A 20160-nucleotide genomic window follows, 5' to 3' on the forward strand; every position below is an offset into this window, starting at 1 on the left:
TGCAGGGGGGACCCTGTGGGAGAGTAGGACACCGCCGAACAACCATTAACAGAAGGCCCCCTGACCCAGCGTCAGGGGGCCTTTCTGCGTTCACCGCAGGACGGCCTCGACCAGATCGGTCCCGAGCGCCGCGGTGGTGGCGATGTTCAGCTCGTAGAGGACATAGCGCCCGCGTCGCTTCATCGTCAGCAGGCCGGCCTTGCGCAGGACGGTGAGGTGACGGGAGACCTCGGGGGCGGTGAGCTCCCAGGCCGAGGCGAGTTCGCCGGTGGTGTGCGAGCCACGCGCCAGCGTGCGGACGAGGCGCAGCCGTACCGGGTGGGCCAGGGCCTCCAGCCGCAGCCGCATGACCTCCATCGGCACCGGGGCGGGCATCTCCTCCTGGCCCGTGATCGGATACTGCAGCACCGGACGCCAGCCGCGGGCGTGGACGACGACCAGATGCGGGTGTCCGAACAGGGTCGGGATGAAGGTCAGGCCGTCGCCGGCCGCGCTGGCGGTGTTGTCCTGCAGCTTGTCGACGACGATGCGTCCCCCGTTCGCGTCGAGGCTGACGGCCGGTGACACGGAGGTCAGCGTCCCTGCGACGCCGTGTCGGGCGAGCAGGTCCGCCTTGAGCCGGAGGTCGGCCGCCAGTTGGGGCCTGACGCGCTGCCAGGTCTCCTGGAAGAAGGCAGGGACGCAGTCCTCCAGCAGCTGCCGTACTCGCGCTCGGACCATGGGCGGGTCGCTCATGAGGCGCTCTGCGAAGGAGGCCTGCTCCGGCCCTCGGGCCTGGGCCAGGTCCAGGGCTCGGTCGCGCACGGCGGAGTCGGCAAGCGGTGACGGCAGGCCGAAGAGCATCCGGTCCGTGCCACAGGTGGTGACCAGTGCCGCAGTCGCATAGGTGTCGTCGTCGAGGGCGTCGACGGCGTCCAGTTCCTCCTCCAGGGTCGCCCCGGGCCGGCCGGGCAGCAGGAAGTCGGCGCGGGAGGAGCGCCAGAGGAACTCGGCCTCGAACAGTCGCTCTGCGAGTTCCGGCTTGAGCTCCGCACGGGTGCGGGCGGCCCAGCCATGCCGCAGCGGATGATGCGCGGGCCCAGAGAGGACATGAAGCATCGCGGACAGTTCAGCCAGCGGCGAGAGGGCGAACAGCATGCGCTCGGGCGGGACGCCGTTGATATCGATGGTGAGGCTCACGGAGCACATCGTCGCAGCTCAGCTGGGGGTGGGTGCAATGGATTGACGAGACGGATCAATCGGCGTGACCCGCCGGGGAACCGGGTCCACGGTGAGCACATGACCATCGTTCAGAAGTCCGCCACTCTCCCGCCCGCCGCTCCGGCAGTGTCCTCGGCAGTTCAGCGGCCCCGCTTTGGTGAGCTGCTGCGTGCCACCGGCGGGCCCCGGTACGCGGTGGCCGTCACCGTCGACGCGCTGGGCTCGGGAATGCTCCGCCCCTTCATGCTCCTCTACGGGGTGAAGGCGCTGCACCTTGGTCTGGCCGCGACCGGTACGGCGATGTCGGTGGGCATGGCGCTCAGCCTTGCCGCGTTGCCCTTCGCCGGGCGGTGGATCGATCGGGGAGTCCGCAGCACCGCCGTGGCGGCCGCGATGCTGATCCGGGTGCTCGGTGTGCTGGTCCTGCTCGGGTCCCCGATGACCGGAGGCAGTCCACTGTGGGGCTTCACTGCGGCCTCGCTCTTTCTGGGCATCGGCAACCAGTGCTGGCCGCCGGCCCACGCCGCGCTGATCAGCACCCTCGCCGAGGACCGGCTCCGGGACGCTGCCCTGGCGGCGGCCCGTTCACTGCGCAACGCGGGTCTGGGGGCCGGTGCGCTGATCGCCACGCTGAGCATGGCGGGTGGGATCGGTGCTCTGCGGATGCTGGCCGGGCTGACCGCACTGGGCTACCTCGTCTCCGCGGTCCTGGTGCTGACGATGCATGTGCGGAGCACGGTCACCGCCTCGGCGGCCTCCCGGCCGGGCGCTCGGCGTGGACGGGCCCGGTTCGCGGTCACGACGCTGGACATCGCCAACCTGCCCTATGCCTTCTGCTTCAACGTTCTCGAAGTGGCGCTGCCCGCGGTCCTGGTGACCCGGCTGCATGCCTCTGCGGCCTGGCCGGCCGGGATCTTCGTCGGCAACACCGTCATCGTCGTCGGCTCGCAGCTCGTCGTGGTGGTGTGGCTGTCGCGCTACCGGCGCCGTTCCGCGCTGGCCGCCTCCGGCGTGGTGCTGGCGGCCTCGTACCTGGGGTTCCTCGCGGCGGGCACGCTCGGTGGCTGGGGCGCGGGTGCCGGGATCGCGCTGGTCTCGGTGCTCTACACCGCTGGGGAGATCATGTACAGCGGGAGCGCCACCGCGCTGATCGTGGCCACCACCGAGCCGGCCCAGCTCGGCCGCGCGCTGTCCCGGTTCCAGCTGTCCAGCGGTATCGGCCTCGCGGCCTCCCCGGCGGTACTCACTGTCCTCCTGGCGTGGGGTCAGGCGGCGCTGTGGGGCTCCCTCGCCGTGGCGACCCTCCTGGCGGCCGCTGCCGTACGGCGCTGGGTGCCGCAGCCGGCACCGGTCAGCGCGCGAGGCTGAGGCCGAGAGCGCGGAAGGTGACGCGCTGGTCGAACCACATCAGCCCGACGGTGGCGCCGGTCATCAGGACCGCCAGCACCAGATGTCCGGCGGTGGTGGTGACCTGTGCACCCAGCAGGCCGAGCAGTACATGCACCCCGACGCGCAGCCCGATCAGGGCGACCAGGATGCTGCGGGTGCGGCTGTTCTTCAGCATGGTCCGCACGAGCTTGCGGCGCTTGCCCAGCACGGTCAGTCCGACGAGCATGTTGACCAGGCCGAGGCCCGACAGCACCATCCAGGCGTTCGGGTTGAGCCTGGTGATGTCGTAGGCGCCACTCATCAGCCCCTCGAAGACGAAGAACCACGGCGAGAGCGGCTTGATCCCGCTGAGGTCCGGTCCCTGTTCCGGCGCGAAGCCGGTCCGCTCGATGCCGGCCCCCTTCGTGCCGACTGTCGGGATCCGGAACGCGGTGGTGATGCTCATGGTGGTCGCCCCCTGGCTGCTGCCTGCTCACTGCTGATCGGCGTCCTGCCGACAGGTATGAGCTTCGCGCAGCGGGGGGTCGGGGCGGCAGACACAGGCATCCTGACAACGGCAGGACATTTGTCATGCCAGGCACCTGTCGATGCGTCATGTCTCCAGGTCAGAGCCGTCGGAGTCGGCAATTTCCGGCTCGGTCCGGGCCGGCTCGGTGTCGGTTGGGACGCCATCCTCCTGGACGGGATTCTCCTGGGCGGTGCTGTCCTGAACCGGGGCCCGGGCTGTGGTGGTGCCCGCGGGGGCTGTGCTGCTCTGGACGTATGCCGCGTGGGCGTCGAGCAGGGCGACATCCAGGCTCTCGCGGCGGATCCGGCGGTCGATGTACAGCAGACCGTTGGCCAGCGGGGTGAGCGGGAAGGTCAGGACGAAGACGACGGCGCCGGAGATGCCGAGGCAGGTGTAGAGCCAGAGCAGGTCGCCGATGCCGGGATGCGCGCCGGGGGTGCCCAGCTGGGAGCCGTGCTGGATCAGCGGGAAGGCGCCGATGATCCCCGCGGGCAGGGTGATGATCTGACCGGCGAACGATCCGATCAGGCCGATCACGTAGGGGATGCCGAAACTGCGCAGCCAGGCGCCCTGGTTGAGCGACCAGGCCCGGCGCAGTGCGGCGACCGGCCGCTGGTCCTCCAGGACCGCGACGGGCACGATCAGAACCAGTCGCACCTGGACGTAGAGGACCAGGCCGAAGGCCGGCAGCATCAGCAGGAGCAGCAGCAGGGAGGCCAGGCTGTGCGTGATGACTCCGACCACCAGGCTGGGCAGCATGGAGGCGATCACGATGCCGACCCCCACCGCGATGACCAGCACCATGTCCGCGGCGACCCGCCCCAGGCGTGGTCGGGACTCCCGCCAGACCTCACGGGTGGTCACCGGCCGGCCGAGGACGGCGTAACGCAGCACCACGGTGCTGGTGGTCGAGCCGGCGACGGTGATGGCGAACAGGGTCAGCAGCAGTACCAGCAGGCCGCCGAGGACGAAGGCGGTGATGGTCAGGCCCTGCGCGGTGGTGGTGCTGCTGTGCCGGGTCTGCTCGTAGATGCTGTGCAGGGAGCCGTAGGCGATGCCGCCGTATCCGGCGCAGAGCAGCAGGGCGGGCAGGGCGACCTGGAGCAGCGGGACGAACAGGGCCTTCGGGTAGCGCTTGACGGTGGCGAAGACTCCGCCCACGATCTCGCTGAAGCCGAGCGGGTGCAGCGGGATGACGCCCGGCTTGGGCGGCCGCGGTACACCCCACGGGGGCGGGCCCGGGTAGCCGGGTCCGCCGCCGGGTATGCCCCAGCCCGGTTGTCCCCAGCCGGGCTGTCCCCAGCCCGGTTGTCCCCAGCCCCTGTTGTTGCTCATGTGTTGCAGGTCCCCCTCGTCAGCGCCGCGACGTGCGACCTCCAGAGCCTACGGCCGGGTCGGTGGTCGGAGGACTGACTATACGGAAGCGTTGTGCGGCGTTCCGACCGGCCAGCAGCAAGAGATCCTCGCTGCTCAGAGCCGTGTGCCCGGCGGCGGTCCCGGCCCCGTCGGCAGTGGCGGGACCATGGCCGTCCCCGCTGCCGTGCCCGGCGGGCGGGCTCGACTGCAGAGCTCCGAGCAGCCCTGCCACCTCGGCCGCCGGGACCGGGCCCAGCAGGGCGCGCGCGTCCGCGTTTGTCCACAGGCTGTGGACGGCGCGGTCGCCCCAGCGGAAGCGGACCTGTTCCGGGGAGCGGAGCACCGCTATCGCGTCCAGGCCGAGTGGCCCGCCGCGTGCCATCAGTTCGGGCAGGCCGGGGAAGGGCGCGACAGCGGCGACGCTGTCCAGGACGCAGAGGAGTGGTGGGTCGAGCCGACCGGAGGATGACCGTACGGCCACGCGCCGGCCGTGCTCGACCACGTCTTCCACAAGCGCGGCCAGGAGCGGCATCGCGCTGCGGCGGGCGGGGACGGCCGAGCCCCGGGCGTCGGTGTCCTCGGGACGACTGACGCGGGACTCGGTTGCACGGCCCATCAGATAGAGGGTTCCCCGATCGCGGATGATTGACTCCACCTCGAGGCCGCTGTTTGCCGGGCTCGGCGTGCAGGCCTGCTGCACCTGCAGTTCCGACAGGGCGTCAAGTGCCGCGAGGATGCGGTCGAGTGCGGCGTCGCGCAGTTCGGTGGCATGGGTGAGGACGGCTTCCAGCTCGCCGCCCCAGCCGTCGGCGACGGCGTGCGGGTCGGCGCTGCGGAGGATGGCGGCGGCCTCCTGCCGGGCCGTCCCCTGGGCCCAGCGGTGCACGTGGCGGAACGGCCTGCCGTCCAGTGCTGCGGCGTGCAGCCAGCAGCGCAGCAGGGTCTGCGCGGTCTCCTGGATGGTCTTCTCGGCCTGGGACGTGCCGCCGCGCCCGGTCGGGGCGAGCAGTGCGCGGGCGCGCGAGGTGGCGACCGAGGGGTCCTCGCACCGGCTGTGCGGCGCCCAGCGGACCCGGAGGTCCGCACCGTTGTCACCGGTGTCGGTGTCGACCAGGCGCAGCGGGTCGTAGAGGCGCGCGTCGCGGTGCGGGGGGCGGGCCGCCCAGAGCAGGGGGTCGTCGGTGACGACGAGGAGCGGTCCGGTGGCTGCCTCGATGGCCCGCTGCAGCAGTTCCCGCTTGGCCGCTGCCGCGGCGGGATCCGGGACGAGCAGGCAGGTGGTGCCGGCGGGGAAGGCGAAGCGCGCGCTGCCGGCGGCGGGGCCGACGGTGGCGGGCACGGTGGGCGCGAGGGGGTCGCCGGGCGCGGCGGGACCCTCCGGGGCGGCCGACGCGGGTGCCGGCGCCCCGCCTGCCGGGGGCTGTGGGGCGCGCTCGGACCGGCTCCGCGTCACCGGCGGCGCTGCCTCGTCCCGTGCCCGGGAGCGCGGGCGGTCCTCCGCCGGGTACGTTGCGCGGTCGTCCGCCCGGTACACGTCGCTGCCCTCGGGCCCGTGCACGTCGCGGTGCTCCGGTCGGTACCCCGTGCGGTCGTCCGCCCCGTGCGGCTCGCGGTCCCCCTCTCCGTACGCGGCGCCGTCCTCGACCCCGTACCCGTCGCGGTCCTGCGTTCCCTGCATCGCGCGGCTGGCGGCGCCGTGCAGCTCGCGGTTGTCGGCCTCGCGCCACGGGGCGTTCTCGGCGGCGGCCCGTGCGGCGCGGAGGCGGGTCCAGGCCGTCAGTATCGTCAGCGCCAGTGCGATCAGCAGCGCCAGCAGCACGAAGAACGTCGTCCAGAAGGCAAAGGGCGACGGCAGTTCGGCAGGGGCCGTTCCCGGCCAGGCTCCCGGCAGGTCGTTCGGCGAGGTCGCCAGATGCCGGATCGCGGTCGGCGTCCCGCCGAACGGCAACGGATGCGGGAGATGGCCATGGGTCAGCAGCCCGCCCAGTGCGGTCGACAGCCACACCAGCGTGGTCGTCCCGAGCAGCGTTCCCAGCAGGCCGATGATCGCGCCGTCCGGGATTCCGCGCCGGACCGGCCCGGTCGGCCGGCCGGGCCCGCCCGCGCGGTACGGGTCGGGGCCCGGCGCGGCGGGGGCGCCCGGGTAGCGGGGGCGGGGTTCGCGGCTGCGCGGGCTCGACATCGGCCTCACGCCGCCGGGTCGTCCGCGAGCTGCTGCGAAGCCCGTGTGCGTTCGATGATCGCGTCCTCCGTCATCGCCCGGTCCGTGTAGACGAGCGGGCGTTCGTGCTCGGTGATCAGGTGTTTCACGACCTGGACGTTCCCGTTGACGTCCCAGACCGCGATACCCGGCGACAGCGTCGGGATGATCTCCACCGCCCAGCGCGGCAGGCCCAGTACCTTCCCGGTGGCCCGCGCCTCGTCGGCCTTCTGCATGTAGATGGTCCGGGTGGAGGCCATCTTCAGGATCGCCGAGGCCTCGCGCGCGGCCGCGCCGTCCACCACGTCGGAGAGGTGGTGGACGACCGCGATGAAGGACAGCCCCAGCCGTCGCCCGAACTTCAGCAGCCGCTGGAACAGCTGCGCCACGAAGGGCGAGTTGATGATGTGCCAGGCCTCCTCGACCAGGAAGATCCGCTTCTTGCGGTCCGGTCTGATCCAGGTGTGCTCCAGCCACACCCCGACGATGGCCATCAGGATCGGCATGGCGATGGAGTTGCGGTCGATGTGCGACAGGTCGAAGACGATCAGCGGGGCGTCGAGGTCGATGTCGGTCGTCGTCGGCCCGTCGAACATGCCGCGCAGGTCGCCGTCGACCAGCCGGTCCAGCACCAGGGCGACATCCAGGCCCCAGGTCTGGATGTCCGCCAGCGAGACGCCCAGCGGGTCGATCGCGTCGGTGTTGGGGGAGCGCAGCGTGTCGATGATGTCGGCGAGCACCGGCTGCCGGTCGGTCCGCTGCGCGATGACGAACGCGTGCGCGGCCTTCAGCGCGAAGCCGGCCCGCTCGTCCAGGGCGCGCCCCATCGCGACCTCGATGATGGTCCGGAGCAGTGCCAACTGCCCGGTGGTGGTGATCGCCGGGTCGAGCGGGTTGAGCTTGACGCCGCCGTTGAGGGCGGCCTGCGGGTCGAGCCGGACCGGAGTTATCCCCAGCGCCCGCGCGATCAGGTTCCACTCGCCGACGCCGTCCTCGCCCTGGGCGTCCAGCACCACGACCTGCCGGTCGCGGAACCGCAGCTGCCGCAGCACGTAGGTCTTCTCCAGCGCGGACTTGCCGTTGCCCGACTCGCCCAGGACCAGCCAGTGCGGGGCCGGCAGCTGCTGCCCGTAGAGCTGGAAGGGGTCGTAGACGTAGCCCTTGCCGCTGTAGACCTCACGGCCGATGATCACACCGGAGTCGCCGAGGCCGGGTGCGGCGGTGGGCAGGTAGACGGCCTGGGCCTGGCCGGTGGAGGTGCGGACGGGCAGCCTGGTGGTCTCGTTCTTGCCGAAGAGAAGGCTCGTGAAGGCGTCAGTCAGGCCGCCCACAGGTCCTGGCATGCGGTTGCCTCCGGAGAGTGGTGGTGAGCGAGTTAGCGGCGGATGCCGGTCGCGAAGGGCAGGGTGTTGACGAAGGCCCGATGGTGCTCGCGGTCGCACCACTCCAGCTTGAGGTAGCTCTTGCCCGCCGACGCCCGGATGGTGCGCTTGTCCCGGGCGAGCGCCTCCGGCGTACGGGAGCTGACGGTGATGTAGCCGACCAGGTTCACGCCCGCCGCTCCGGAGGCGAGGTCCTCGCCGCGCTGGTCCACGCGACCGCTGTGGGCGGCGTCGCGGGGGTCCACGGTGCGGTTCATCTTCGCCTGGCGGTTGGCCTCGGCGTCGTCGTTGGTCTTCTCGGTCAGCATCCGCTCGATGGCCACGTCCGTGGGCTCCAGGTCCATGGTCACGGCGACGGTACGGATCACGTCCGGGGTGTGCACCAGCAGCGGGGCGAGGAAGTTGACGCCCACGGGGGTCAGCGGCCACTCCTTGACCCAGGCCGTGGCGTGGCACCACGGCTCCCTGGTGGCCGACTCGCGGGTCTTGGCCTGCAGGAAGTTGGGGTGGGTGGCGTCAAGCTCGGCCGGCCAGGCGTTGCGCTTGGACATCGCCTGGATGTGATCGATCTGGTGGTCCGGGTCGTACATGGAGTGCAGCAGCGAGGCCAGCCGGGCCTGCCCCAGCGGCTGCCGGACCCGGATGTCGGCCTCGGCGAGCCGGGCGCAGATGTCGGTCAGCTCGCGCGCCATCACCGCCGCGAGGCCCTCGTCGCCCCGGGCGCGGCCCCGCGAGGTGCGCCCGACGGCGTGTGCCTCGGCGGCCAGCTCGCGGGTGTAGGGCATGCAGGCGACCAGGTAGGCGCGGTGCTGCTCCGAGGAGGTGGACACCATCGACTGGAGCTGCTCGTAGGAGTCCTTGAGCCACTCCGGCGAATCCGGGTCGCCGCGCCGGGCCACGTCCTTGGCGTGCGCGTCCGGGTCGGCGGGGAGGGTGCGGGCCAGCATCTGGATCCGGGTCACGAAGCCGTCGCCGTTGGCGACGTGCTTCAGCAGCGTGCCGAAGCGGTCCACCAGGGCCTCCTGGTCCTCCGAGTCGCGCAGCCCGACGCCGGGGCCCTCGATCTCGATGGCCGCAGTGACGGTCCTGCGGGTGAGGTGCAGCAGCACCGACACCTCGTCCGGCCCGAACGGCGCAGCCAGCCAGCGGATCCGGCCGATCCCGGGCGGCGACCCGACCTCGACCTCCTCCCCGTCCAGGCGCGTCCCGGCCTCCATGGCGGTGGACTTGTAGAACGCGGCGGAGCGGACCGTGCGGCGGTAGGTGCGGTTGATCTCCGCCCACTTGTAGATGGTCCGCTTGCGGTAGGGGAGGTAGACGACCGCGAAGGCGATCAGCGGGAACGCGACCAGCCCGAGCAGCCTGAGCGACAGCGCGGGGACCAGGATGCCCCACATCATGCCCAGGAACGCCCCGAAGATGATCAGGAAGACCTCGCCGCTCTCGCGGTTCTTGCCGACGACCGCGTTGGGTTTGGCCTTCCCGATCAGATACGTACGGCGGTAGCCGCCGACGGGCTGGGTGGTCATCCTCGGCCTCCCTGATTGCTGCGCGTGCTGGTACTGGCGGGGGTCTTGTCACCGGCGGTCGACTGCGCGGGAGGTCCGGCCTTGGCGGTGCGCGCACCGTGCGCGGCGATGCCCGGCTGGACGCTGCCGCCCCCGGCGCCGCCACGGGCCTGGGCGCCACCGGCCTGTTCGGACTCGCGTCCGGCGTGGGTGTTGATGCCCTGCTTCATGAAGTTCGCCGGCCCGTTGACGACGGCCGACCCGGCGCTCACGGCGGAGGCCCTGGCGTGGCGCATGGCGGCCATGTCGTCACCGAAGCCGGGGACGAAGCGGTAGATCGCGGTGCTGGCGAAGATGGACAGCGCGAGGATCGCCAGTCCGGCGAGGACGGTGGAGAAGGCGTCGTTGGCCCCGGCGTTGGAGGCGATGGCCCCGGCCAGCCCGAGAATGATCACGATCACGGGTTTGATCAGGTCGACGGCGACCATCAGCCCGGCCCAGCGGCGGACGTGCTTCCACAGCTGCTTGTCGACGAGCCCGGCGTACACGGCGGTGCCGAGCAGCGCCCCGACGTAGAGCATCGCGGCCCGGATCAGCATCTCCAGCCAGAGCACGGCGGCGGCGAGGATCGCCACCAGGGAGACCAGCACCTGGATGATCGGGCCGCCGCCGAGGTCACCCTTGGTCAGGGTGTCGGCGAAGGTCCCGAGGTAGGAGGTGGTGTCGGTCTTGGTACCGGCCGCGATGGCGCTGGTGATGCCGTCGGTGGCGCTGACGACGGTGTAGAGGACGAGCGGGGTGAACGCGGAGGCGATGACGGTCAGCCAGAGGAACCCGACGGCCTCCCCGATGGCCTGGTGCAGGGGCGCGCCACGGACCGCGCGCTTGGCCACGGCGAGAAGCCAGAGGATCAGCGTCAGGAACGTCGACGCGGCGAAGACCACGGCGTACTGCTTGAGGAACGACGGGTTGGTGAAGTCGACGTTGGTGGTGGAGTTGATCCCGTCGGACAGCTTGCGGACCACCCAGGCCGCGGCGGTGGCGCAGCTGTTTGCCAACGACTGAAGCGGGTCCACTGCGCTCGGCAGAGGTGAGGTGTTCCCGGTGGCGTTGCCCTGGTCGCACATGCTCTTGGCCAGCCCGAACAGACCATTGCAGTTCGCCGTCGCGCTGGGGCTCGGGGTCGGTGCCGCGAACGCACTGTTGGCGAGCGACAGAACAACGAGTTGCACGCCGGCAAGCGCACCGCTCAGCCGGGCGACTCTGCGGAGACTAGCGGGCATAGCGGAACCCCCCGAACGACGTGACAGCGTTGGAGATTGCATCGGCGCTGGAGGCCGCCTGGTTTCCGCTGACCGGCGTGGGCCCGTCGACCTGGGCGAAGTCTGTGACCTTCCAGTCACTGTTCACCCACTGGAGAGTGAGTGTCAGTGTGGACCAGTATTCGGTGACGGGACTGGTGGACCCCTGGCCTGCCAGGCCACCGATCGAGTTGCTCCAGACCTGCACTGTTGCCTGGTCGCTGGTGTATGCGTCGCTCTTGGTGCCGACAGGGATCGTGCGGGAGACAAACGTCGTTCCGTCCGGTCCCTGGCCGTTCTTGAGCCCGAGCTTGGAGGCGAGAGCCGTGTAGGAGGGATCGAAGCGTCCCAGCAGCTTTGTCAGGGATGAGGGGTCCGCCACTGTGGTGACGATGCTGTGCCGACTCGATTCGGTGTACATGTCGCTAGAACCCAGCGCCACCGCGTAGTTCACCGCGGCGGACTGGGCGCCCTCGTCGGTGTGGGGGAAGCCGGTGGCGATGCCGTCCTGGGTGGTGGTCACCGGCTGCGTCCCGCTGGGCGCGGTGGCCTTCCCGCCGCCGTCGACGGACGTCCCCCCCGCCGTCGCGGGCGGGGTGCTGCTCCCGCCGGTGCGGTTCAGCACCGCCAGCGCCACCACCAGCACCACGACCGCCCCGAGCACGGCGACAAGCACCCGCACGGAGCGCAGCCCGGCGGGCTGCGGCGCAGGCGACTGCTCCCCGGCCGGATACCGGGTACGCGTGTGCGGCTGGTCGTCGGGCACGGACACAGCGGCCCCCTTGGGACGAGGGTGGGCATGGGTAGGTGGATGGAGTTGAAAGGGTGTCACCCGGATGGCGGCCCGTGGGGAGGGTGTTGCCGAACCGGTACGCGGGGTGTGGGAGGGGATCAGCCGATCAGACGAATGATCAGATCGCCATCCCGTACACAATGGTGAACAACGTACCGAGTGATCCGATGATGAACACGCCGGTCAAACCGGCGACGATCAGTCCCTTCCCCTGCTCCGCGCTGAAGGTGTCCCGCAGTGCCGTGGCACCGATGCGCTGCTTCGCCGCGCCCCAGATGGCGATGGCGAGACAGCCCAGGATGGCGACGGCCATCACGACCTCCACCATCGTCCGGGCCTCCGTGCCCAGACTCGCGAAGGGGCCCCAGTTCGGGGCGATACCTCCGATGATGGTGTTGATGTCACCCTTACCGGCACTCAGAAACACAGCAACCACCTACCTGATCATCATTCAAAGTCCCACACCCGGCCGTGGTGTAGGGCCCGGCCCTATTGTTGGCCAGATCCGAAGTCGACTTGGCCACTTTCGCCAGGTTTCCCGGTGAACCTGGATGAGTTGTGCGCCACAGGTGCCAGCATTGGGCCTTATGGGTCCTGTAGCCGCTCGGATGAGCCTATCGCTTACCGTGTGTATCACCAGTGATTGCGCAGAGCAACGCCCTGGTCCAGACTCTACGGGGGCATCCGAGGGCACTCGAAGCATGGACAGGTGGCATATGCGTACGACACCTTCTCCGCTTCGCCACCCGTGCGCCGTCGCCGCAGCCATCGGATCTGAGCCATTCCGCGTCGTCTCCGGATCCGGCACATGACGGCCCGTCGGGCGCTGGCTCTGGTCGGCGGTGGCGGCGTGGCCGCCCTCGGCATGGTCCTCTTCCTCGTCATCGGCACCTACTCCGCGGCCGGCTCGATCGCCCAGGCCCAGGGCAACGTCCAGCTCGCACCGAACACCGTGCCCGCCGCCTACACCTCACTCGTACAACAGTGGGGAACCCTCTGCCCGGAGCTGACGCCGCCTCTGCTCGCGGCGCAGATAAGGCAGGAGAGCGGCTTCAACCCCAATGTCACCAGCCCCGTGGGAGCTCAGGGCATCGCCCAGTTCATGCCCGCGACCTGGGCCAGCTACGGCATCGACCCGACCCACACGCACACCCCGTCGGTATGGAACCCGGCCGACGCGATCCCCTCGATGGCCTCCTACGACTGCCAGCTCGCCAAGGACACCAGGAACGTCCCGGGCGACCACTCGGCGAACATGCTCGCCGCGTACAACGCGGGCCCGTACGCGGTCATCAGTGCGAACGGGGTGCCCGCGTACGCCGAGACGCAGAACTACGTGAAGTCGATCACCACGCTCGCGCAGTCCTTCACCGCGACCGCGCCGATCAGCTTCTCCGCCCAGGCCGCCGGGGCCATCTACTACGCGCAGACCAAGCTCGGTACGCCGTATCTCTGGGGCGGTGAGGGTCTGGCCTCGCAGAACTACCAGTTCGACTGCTCCGGGCTGACCCAGGCGGCGTACGCCAGCGTGGGCATCACCCTCCCGCGGGTCGCGGCCGACCAGTGGTACGCCGGCCCGCATCCGACCCGCAGTCAGCTCCAGCCCGGGGACCTGGTCTTCTTCTCACACGATCCGCACGACCCGGCCCAGATCCACCACGTCGGCATCTACATCGGCGGCGGCTACATGATCAACGCCCCGCACACCGGTGCGGTCATCCGCTACGACTCGATCGACTCCGAGGGCGACTACTTCGGCGCCACCCGGGTCACCGCCGGCGGCGCCTCCTCGCTGCCTTCGCGCCAGCCCGACGGAACCATCGCCAACGGCGCGGCGCCCGCCGCCCACTGACGGTCCGGCGCGGGCTTGTGAGGACCCGGTGAGCGAAGCGTTACGTTCCGATAACTTCCTTCGTCAACGGAACGGTATGGGTGATTCGCGGCGTTGTGCCCGTTGCGGCAAGAGGACACTTGATCCTGTCGTACCGGAGCCCCGGCGGCCGGGATCCTGTGTACGCGTGGCGAAGGCGAAATCGGAGGTGTGCCGTGACGGCGCTGCTGCTGGCTGATGGTGGCGGATCGATCGACTGGACGCTGGTCTCCGACATCAACGGTGTGGCCCGCCATCTCCCCTCCGCCGTCGACTCGCTGCTCGGCTTCCTCGGCGAGTACGGCGTTCCGCTGGCGTCGATCGTGTTGCTGTTCGCGACCTGGCTGTGGGCGCGCCGTCAGTCGGACGCCCCCGGCGCGGTCGCCGGGGTGCTCTGGGCGGGACTGGGCGGCGGCATCGCGCTGGTCCTCAACGTCCCGGTGCGGGCCATGGTCCAGCGGGACCGGCCGTTCGTCGCCCACCCGGGCCAGCTCGACCTGCTGATGAGCCATCAGGCCAACGGCTCCTTCGCCAGTGACCACGCCACCTTCACCATGGCCCTCGCGGTCGGCATCTTCCTGATCCACCGCAGCTTCGGCACCCTCGCCCTCGGCCTGGCCGCCGTCGAGGGATTCCTGCGGGTGTTCATGGGTGTGCACTACCCCAGCGACGTCATCGGCGGCTACGCCCTCGGCACCGCCACGGTGCTGCTGCTGGCCCCGATCGCGATGGCGGTCCTGGTCCCGCTGGCCCACTCGGTCTCCCGCACCGCCGCCGCCCCACTGATCCGGGCCCCCCGCGCGGCACTGCGCCGGGACCCGGCCCCGGTCTCCGGAAGCCGTCACGGCAGTGGCAACGACGACGGCAGCGGTAACGACGACGGTGACGACACCCCCGCCCGCGACCTCGCTGCCTGAGGCCCCGCCGGCCGGGTCACGCGGCCGCCGGGACCCGGCATCGGGCGGCCGGAACCTCTTGTCCTACGAGGCGAGTGGAATGCTCTGCGGGAAGCGGAACAGGCCGGTCGGGTCGTAGCTGCGCTTCACCTGGCGCAGCCGGGGCGCGTTGGTGCCGTAGTAGGCCTGTTCCCAGTCGGTGAGGGTCGGGTCGACGTAGTTCTGGTAGGCCTGCCCGCTGGTGTAGGGGCGCATGGCGCCCCAGACCGCGTTCAGCCAGGACCAGGAGCGGTCCGCGCCGGTGCCGCCGACGACGCCTGACGGGTAGTTGGCGGTGTACTGCGCGGTGAACAGCCCGTCCCGGTGCACGAAGGCGGTGTCCCCCGCTCCGACCCGGTTGATCGCGCCGCCCAGCGCGTCGAAGGCGACGCCCGAGCTGCCGCCCTGCGGCCCGGTCCTCGGGTACCGCTCCACCGCCGCGACCAGGGCGGCGATGCCCGCGTCCGGCAGCGGAGCGGTGACGATGTCGGAGCGCGCACCGTACGACTCGCGGGCCACCCGGCCGTCCGGGGTCTGCCCCGGCAGGCCGCCGGGCAGGTGCGCGGCCGACTGCGACCAACCGGACACCCCGCCCATCACCTGCATCGTCTCCAGGTAGGAGCGGCTGTGCAGCGAGGTCGAGGCGGGGGCGGCGCCCAGCTGGTCGATCAGGGTGGCCAGCTCGCTCTGCGGTCCGAGGTAGGTGACCGTGCTGCCGATCTGCAGCCGGCCGTCGGCCCAGGCCAGCAGGTGCAGGTCGGCCCAGAGGGCGTCCGGCGCGGACGGCGCCCAGGCCTGCCAGGCCCGTACCACCTCCGCCGCCCGGGACCAGGGCCAGGACAGGAACGCGTACGCGCAGTCGGCCGCCGGGTGGGTCCGGTACGAGAGCGAGGTGACGACGCCGAAGTTGCCGCCGCCCCCGCCGCGCAGCGCCCAGAACAGGTCGGCGTCGCTGTCGGCGCCGACCTGGCGGATCTTCCCGTCGGCGGTGACGATCTCGGCGCCGGTGAGGCTGTCGCAGGTCAGGCCGTAGGCCCGGCCGGTCACGCCGATGCCGCCGCCGAGGGTCAGCCCGGCCGCGCCCACGGTGGGGCAGCTCCCGGCGGGGACGGTGACGTCCTGTCCGGCCAGCCCGGTGTAGACGTCGATGAGCCTGGCGCCGGCGCCGACGGTGGCCCCGCCCGGGCCGCCGCTGACGGCGGCCAGCTTGCCGACGTCCAGGACCAGCCCGCTGCCCGAGGACCAGCCCGCGTAGCTGTGGCCGCCACTACGCGCGGTCACCGGGATCCCGTACCGCTGTGCGAAGGTCAGGCAGGTGGCCACGTCGTGCGCCCCGGCGACATAGGCCACGCCGCTGGGCTGCAGCGAGTCGAACCGCGGCTGGAACAGCCGGTGTGCGGAGGCGTAGCGGCTGTCGCCCGGCCGGATCAGCGTCCCGTCGAGGTCCTTGCCGAGTGCCGCCCAGTCGGCGGCTCCGGCGGACGAGGACGCGGACGGCGCGGTGCTCGGGGAACCGGTGGGTGGGGTGCCCGAGCCGGTGGACGAGGGGGTGGACGAGGGGGCGGCGGTCGGTTTCGTCCCGCCGGAACAGGAGGCCAGACCGGCGGCCACCGCGGCCACCGCTCCGGCGCGCAGCACCGTCCGCCGCGAGGTGGAACCGCTGGTTTCGCCCATGTGCCGACCGACTCCTCAGTGCCTCGGCGCCGCACTGCCTGAGGCGCTCACGCAGGGGGACGCCGGAAGGCCGCCCGCCGGTTCACGCGCTCTCCCGCCGGCCCGCGGACTCCCGGTGCAGACGCCGGCGTTCACCCTGGTCGGCTCAGCCTGTCATCCCAGGTGCTCGGCCGCGTCGCGCCGCGCCTTGTCGCGGGAGCGGCGGGCCGGGGCGATCCAGCCGCAGCTGCACCGCGCGGTGCTGAAGGCCCCGCGCTCGCTGACGCTGATCTCGTGGCCGCCACCTCCGCCGACACTGCCGCTGCCGAGGCCCGCGGTGGCCGGGGCCGCCGGGTCGGTCAGATCGCTGTCCACAGCAACGACGGTAACCCGAACAGCTGTGGAGTTCGGCACACCGGATTGCACCGGATGACGTAACTCACGCCACATTGCCTCGTTAGTCCGGTCAAGCCCGGAACCGGGTGTTGTCCGAGGGAGTGGTGGTACAGCCGTGGTGAGTCGTCCGGGACAGGTCCGTGCCGCGTTGGTGGTCGCCGCCGCCTCAGCCGGTCTGCTGGTGAGCGGCTGCTCCGGGTCCGCCACGACGGACGCGGTGAAGAGCAGCTCCGCCGACAGCCTGGCCGCCGACCCGCTGACCGCGGTCCGCGCGGCGGCGGACATCACCGGCCGTACCGGCTCGGTCCAGGACAGCTCCACCCTGGAGTCCGCGTCCGCCGCGAAGAAGATGACCCTGCACGGTTCGGCCGTCTACAACTACACCAGCCGTCTGGGCCGGATGAACGTCACCATCCCGGCCAGCGGCAGCACCCCGGGGAAGGTGCTGGTGGAGATCGTCGGCCCCGGTGTGATCTACATGCAGAACAGCGGCGCGAAGAAGGTGCCGCCCGGGAAGTGGCTGCAGGTCGGCGTGCAGCAGCTGGCCGACGGCAACCTGGTCAGCAGCGGTGCCACCGACCCGGCCTCGGCGGCCAACGCGCTGCGCGGCGCGCTGACGGCGAAGGCCGTCGGCACCGAGACCGTCAACGGGGTGCTCCTGAAGCACTACACCGGCACGCTCGACCTGGCCAAGGCCGCCGCCGCGACGGGTGGCGGAGCGGCCGCCGGTCTGGCCCTGGCGGGGCATACCTTCACCGTCAAGCAGGTGCCCTACGAGGTCTGGCTGGACCAGCACGGCCGGATCAACCGGATCGTGGAGACCTTCACCTTCGCCGGGGTGGCCGGGTCCACGGCGCCGAAGGACCAGGTGGTGGTGGTCTCCGAGACGGACTTCTCCGGTTTCGGCAGCCCGGTCACGGTCGCCGTGCCCGCGTCCAAGGACGTGTACGGAGCCTCGTCGTCCAACTAGTCCGTGCCTCGAACGGGGGGTCTGTTAAATGGCCCAGACGTGCCATGCACGCCCCCTTCGCGCTGCCTACTCTGTAAGGAGTCGACTACCCGTCACGAGGAGGTGGTTCGTGTGGCTGCGCACGACCCCGTGGCCCTCGCGGAGATCGACCTGTACAGCGACCTGATCATCGCCGCTGCGGCCACCCCCTTCGAGCGTCTGTCGAACGACCGCATCGACGAGGTCCTCCGGGTCGGCGGGGACGAACCGCACGTTCCCCCGCAGCGCAGCCCCGCGCAGCGCGGCGAGGAGCCCACTCCCTGAGCCGCCGCCGTCACAGCGTCGGAAGGTGGGACGGGTCCGACTTCTGGAACGGCGTCCTGTGGAACGGCGTCCTGTGGAACGGCGTCCTGTGGAGCGCCGTCAGGTTCTGAGCAGGCGGGCGATGGCGGCGGTGGCCTCGGCGACCTTGTCGTCCCCCTCCGGTCCGCCCTCGGCGACGGCTTCGGCGACGCAGTGCCGCAGGTGCTCCTCCAGCAGGCTGAGTGCGAACGCCTGCAGGGCCTTGGTGCTGGCCGAGACCTGGGTGAGGATGTCGATGCAGTAGACGTCCTCCTCCACCATCCGCTGCAGTCCTCGGACCTGACCCTCGATCCGCCGCAGCCGCTTGACGTGTGCGTCGCGCTGCGAGCTGTACCCGTGCGGACCGTGCGGACTCCGCTGGTCACCCGGACCCTGCGGATCGACGGGACCCTGCTGGTCGACGGGACTCTGTTCCACCGCTTCTGCTGCCACCAACCCATGGTAGGGCGCAATGCCCGGCGCACAGGGGGCAGCGCGTCAGCCGGGCATCCGTCACACTGATGGGGCACAATCTCTGAGCGGCACGGTGACGGTCCGTGCGCAAGGATGAGCACAAGGGCACAAGTGCCGACGCTGTCACCCCGGTGGGCGCGGGAGCAACACAGAGCGCCTAGCATCGCCTCGACCGCACCCTGTACTTCGGAGACCTTTGTGCGTATTCGTCTGACCCCCCGGGAGACGAGCTTCTACGACATGTTCGCCGCCTCGGCGAACAATATCGTGGCCGGCTCGAAGCTCCTGCTGGAACTGCTCGGCGCAGACGTCGCAGCACGTCCTGAACTCGCCGAACGGATGCGTGCCGCCGAGCACGCAGGCGACGACACGACCCACGCGATCTTCCACCAGCTGAACTCCTCCTTCATCACGCCCTTTGACCGGGAGGACATCTACGCCCTGGCGTCCTCGCTGGACGACGTCATGGACTACATGGAGGAGGCCGTCGACCTGGTCGTCCTCTACGAGATCGAGACCCTCCCCAAGGGCATCGAGCAGCAGATCGAGGTGCTGGCGCGGGCCGCCGAGCTGACCGCCGCCGCGATGCCGAGCCTGCGCACCATGGACAACCTGACCGAGTACTGGATCGAGGTGAACAGGCTGGAGAACCAGGCGGACCAGATCCACCGCAAGCTGCTGGCCCACCTGTTCAGCGGTGCGTACGAGGCCATCGAGGTGCTCAAGCTCAAGCAGGTCGTGGACGTGCTGGAGGAGGCCGCCGACGCGTTCGAGCATGTGGCGAACACGGTGGAGACCATCGCCGTCAAGGAGTCCTGAGCTACGTGAACACGCTCGGACTGGTCCTGGTCGTCGGCGTGGCCTTCGGCTTCGCCTACACCAACGGCTTCCACGACTCGGCCAACGCCATCGCCACCTCGGTGTCGACCCGGGCACTGACGCCCAAGGCCGCGCTGATGATGGCCGCGGTGATGAACCTGGCCGGCGCCTTCCTCGGCGTCGGTGTCGCGCAGACCGTCAGCAAGGGCATCATCGCCACCCCCAGCGGTACCAAGGGGATGGTGATCCTCTGGGCCGCGCTGATCGGCGCCATCGCCTGGAACCTGCTGACCTGGTACTTCGGCCTGCCGTCCTCCTCCACGCACGCGCTGTTCGGCGGCATGGTCGGCGCGGCGCTGGCCGGGGGCACCCAGGTGTTCTGGATGGGCGTCTGGGACAAGGTCGTCATCCCGATGATCACCTCACCGATCGTCGGGCTGATCCTGGGTTTCGCGGCGATGCTCGCGATCATGTGGATCTTCCGGAAGGCCAACCCGCACCGGGCCAAGCGGAACTTCCGGATGGCGCAGACGGTGTCCGCCGCTGCGATGGCGCTGGGCCACGGTCTCCAGGACTCGCAGAAGACCATGGGTGTCGTGGTGATGGCGCTGACCATCTCGGGCCACTACTCGGGCACCGGTATCCCGGTCTGGGTCAAGGCCAGCACCGCGGTGGTGCTGTCGCTGGGCACCTGGGCCGGCGGGTGGCGGATCATGCGCACCCTGGGCCGGAAGATCATCGAGCTGGACCCGCCGCAGGGCTTCGCCGCGGAGTCCGTCGCCGCGTCGATCCTGTACGTCACGGCCTACGCCTACAAGGTGCCGGTCTCGACCACCCACGTCATCACCTCGGCCATCATGGGCGTGGGTGCGACCAAGCGGGTGCGCGCGGTGCGCTGGGGCGTGGCGAAGAACATCGTCATCGGCTGGTTCCTGACCATGCCGGCCGCCGGGCTGGTCGCCGCACTGGTCTTCTGGATCAGCTGGGCGGTCATCGGCTGAGCCGCACCGGCGGGGCGAGCGGAACCAAGCGAAGGGCCCGTCCCCGGCATGCAGCCGGGACGGGCCCTTCCTGGTTCCCCCGTG

At 70.8% G+C, this 20160-nt stretch carries 19 protein-coding genes; 7 read left to right on the forward strand and 12 right to left on the reverse strand.

Annotation, left to right across the window (positions count from 1 at the left end; translation table 11 throughout):
- Positions 1-90 precede the first annotated feature (90 nt).
- Positions 91-1179, reverse strand: a complete 1089-nt coding sequence (locus ABH925_RS28545) for a DUF5937 family protein (protein WP_370152391.1) — start codon at positions 1177-1179, stop codon at positions 91-93.
- Between the two features lie 99 nt (positions 1180-1278).
- Between ABH925_RS28545 and ABH925_RS28550 the strand changes: the two genes are divergently transcribed.
- Positions 1279-2568, forward strand: coding sequence for an MFS transporter (locus ABH925_RS28550; RefSeq protein WP_370152394.1), 1290 nt, complete (start codon positions 1279-1281; stop codon positions 2566-2568).
- Here ABH925_RS28550 and ABH925_RS28555 read toward each other — a convergent pair.
- From ABH925_RS28555 to ABH925_RS28590, 8 genes are all read right to left on the reverse strand, one after another.
- Complete coding sequence (locus tag ABH925_RS28555) at positions 2552-3034, reverse strand: hypothetical protein (protein WP_370152397.1); 483 nt, start codon at positions 3032-3034, stop codon at positions 2552-2554. The genes ABH925_RS28550 and ABH925_RS28555 overlap by 17 nt on opposite strands.
- A gap of 147 nt (positions 3035-3181) precedes the next feature.
- On the reverse strand, positions 3182-4432 hold the full coding sequence (locus ABH925_RS28560; protein ID WP_370152400.1) for a hypothetical protein: 1251 nt from the start codon (positions 4430-4432) through the stop codon (positions 3182-3184).
- A 19-nt stretch (positions 4433-4451) separates the two neighbouring features.
- On the reverse strand, positions 4452-6635 hold the full coding sequence (locus ABH925_RS28565; RefSeq protein WP_370152403.1) for a TraM recognition domain-containing protein: 2184 nt from the start codon (positions 6633-6635) through the stop codon (positions 4452-4454).
- Between the two features lie 5 nt (positions 6636-6640).
- On the reverse strand, positions 6641-7996 hold the full coding sequence (locus ABH925_RS28570; protein ID WP_370152405.1) for an ATP-binding protein: 1356 nt from the start codon (positions 7994-7996) through the stop codon (positions 6641-6643).
- 32 nt (positions 7997-8028) lie between these two features.
- A complete protein-coding gene (locus tag ABH925_RS28575) occupies positions 8029-9564 on the reverse strand; it encodes an SCO6880 family protein (RefSeq protein WP_370152408.1) in 1536 nt (511 codons plus the stop codon).
- Positions 9561-10826, reverse strand: a complete 1266-nt coding sequence (locus ABH925_RS28580) for a hypothetical protein (RefSeq protein WP_370152411.1) — start codon at positions 10824-10826, stop codon at positions 9561-9563. Before ABH925_RS28580 ends, ABH925_RS28575 begins: the two co-directional genes overlap by 4 nt.
- Entirely contained in the window at positions 10816-11616 is an 801-nt protein-coding gene (locus ABH925_RS28585; protein ID WP_370152414.1) for a hypothetical protein, read from the reverse strand. Before ABH925_RS28585 ends, ABH925_RS28580 begins: the two co-directional genes overlap by 11 nt.
- A gap of 139 nt (positions 11617-11755) precedes the next feature.
- On the reverse strand, positions 11756-12064 hold the full coding sequence (locus ABH925_RS28590) for a hypothetical protein (RefSeq protein WP_370152596.1): 309 nt from the start codon (positions 12062-12064) through the stop codon (positions 11756-11758).
- Positions 12065-12445: 381 nt separating this feature from the next.
- On the opposite strand from ABH925_RS28590, the gene ABH925_RS28595 reads away from it, so the two are divergent.
- Both ABH925_RS28595 and ABH925_RS28600 read left to right on the forward strand, forming a co-directional pair.
- A complete protein-coding gene (locus ABH925_RS28595; RefSeq protein WP_370152417.1) occupies positions 12446-13489 on the forward strand; it encodes an NlpC/P60 family protein in 1044 nt (347 codons plus the stop codon).
- 194 nt (positions 13490-13683) lie between these two features.
- A complete protein-coding gene (locus ABH925_RS28600) occupies positions 13684-14424 on the forward strand; it encodes a phosphatase PAP2 family protein (RefSeq protein ID WP_370152420.1) in 741 nt (246 codons plus the stop codon).
- 63 nt (positions 14425-14487) lie between these two features.
- Here ABH925_RS28600 and ABH925_RS28605 read toward each other — a convergent pair whose 3' ends face one another.
- Together ABH925_RS28605 and ABH925_RS28610 are read right to left on the reverse strand one after the other, a co-directional pair.
- The gene (locus ABH925_RS28605; RefSeq protein ID WP_370152423.1) at positions 14488-16116 is read right to left on the reverse strand and encodes an FAD-binding oxidoreductase; all 1629 of its coding nucleotides are present in this window, start codon (positions 16114-16116) and stop codon (positions 14488-14490) included.
- A gap of 153 nt (positions 16117-16269) precedes the next feature.
- A complete protein-coding gene (locus tag ABH925_RS28610) occupies positions 16270-16470 on the reverse strand; it encodes a hypothetical protein (RefSeq protein WP_370152426.1) in 201 nt (66 codons plus the stop codon).
- Positions 16471-16606: 136 nt separating this feature from the next.
- Here ABH925_RS28610 and ABH925_RS28615 point away from each other — a divergent pair, with 136 nt between their 5' ends.
- Complete coding sequence (locus ABH925_RS28615) at positions 16607-17461, forward strand: hypothetical protein (RefSeq protein WP_370152427.1); 855 nt, start codon at positions 16607-16609, stop codon at positions 17459-17461.
- A 111-nt stretch (positions 17462-17572) separates the two neighbouring features.
- Positions 17573-17764 (forward strand): hypothetical protein, encoded by a 192-nt coding sequence (locus ABH925_RS28620; RefSeq protein ID WP_370152429.1) that lies wholly within the window; start codon positions 17573-17575, stop codon positions 17762-17764.
- A 99-nt stretch (positions 17765-17863) separates the two neighbouring features.
- On the opposite strand, the gene ABH925_RS28625 is transcribed toward ABH925_RS28620, so the two are convergent.
- Positions 17864-18238, reverse strand: coding sequence for a metal-sensitive transcriptional regulator (locus ABH925_RS28625; protein WP_370152431.1), 375 nt, complete (start codon positions 18236-18238; stop codon positions 17864-17866).
- 216 nt (positions 18239-18454) lie between these two features.
- Between ABH925_RS28625 and ABH925_RS28630 the strand changes: the two genes are divergently transcribed.
- Together ABH925_RS28630 and ABH925_RS28635 are read left to right on the forward strand one after the other, a co-directional pair.
- The gene (locus tag ABH925_RS28630) at positions 18455-19075 is read left to right on the forward strand and encodes a DUF47 domain-containing protein (protein ID WP_370152433.1); all 621 of its coding nucleotides are present in this window, start codon (positions 18455-18457) and stop codon (positions 19073-19075) included.
- Between the two features lie 5 nt (positions 19076-19080).
- Positions 19081-20076, forward strand: a complete 996-nt coding sequence (locus ABH925_RS28635) for an anion permease (RefSeq protein WP_370152434.1) — start codon at positions 19081-19083, stop codon at positions 20074-20076.
- Positions 20077-20160: the final 84 nt, after the last annotated feature.

Origin of the sequence: Streptacidiphilus sp. EB129, assembly GCF_041262645.1 — a bacterium.
Lineage (GTDB): Bacteria > Actinomycetota > Actinomycetes > Streptomycetales > Streptomycetaceae > Streptacidiphilus.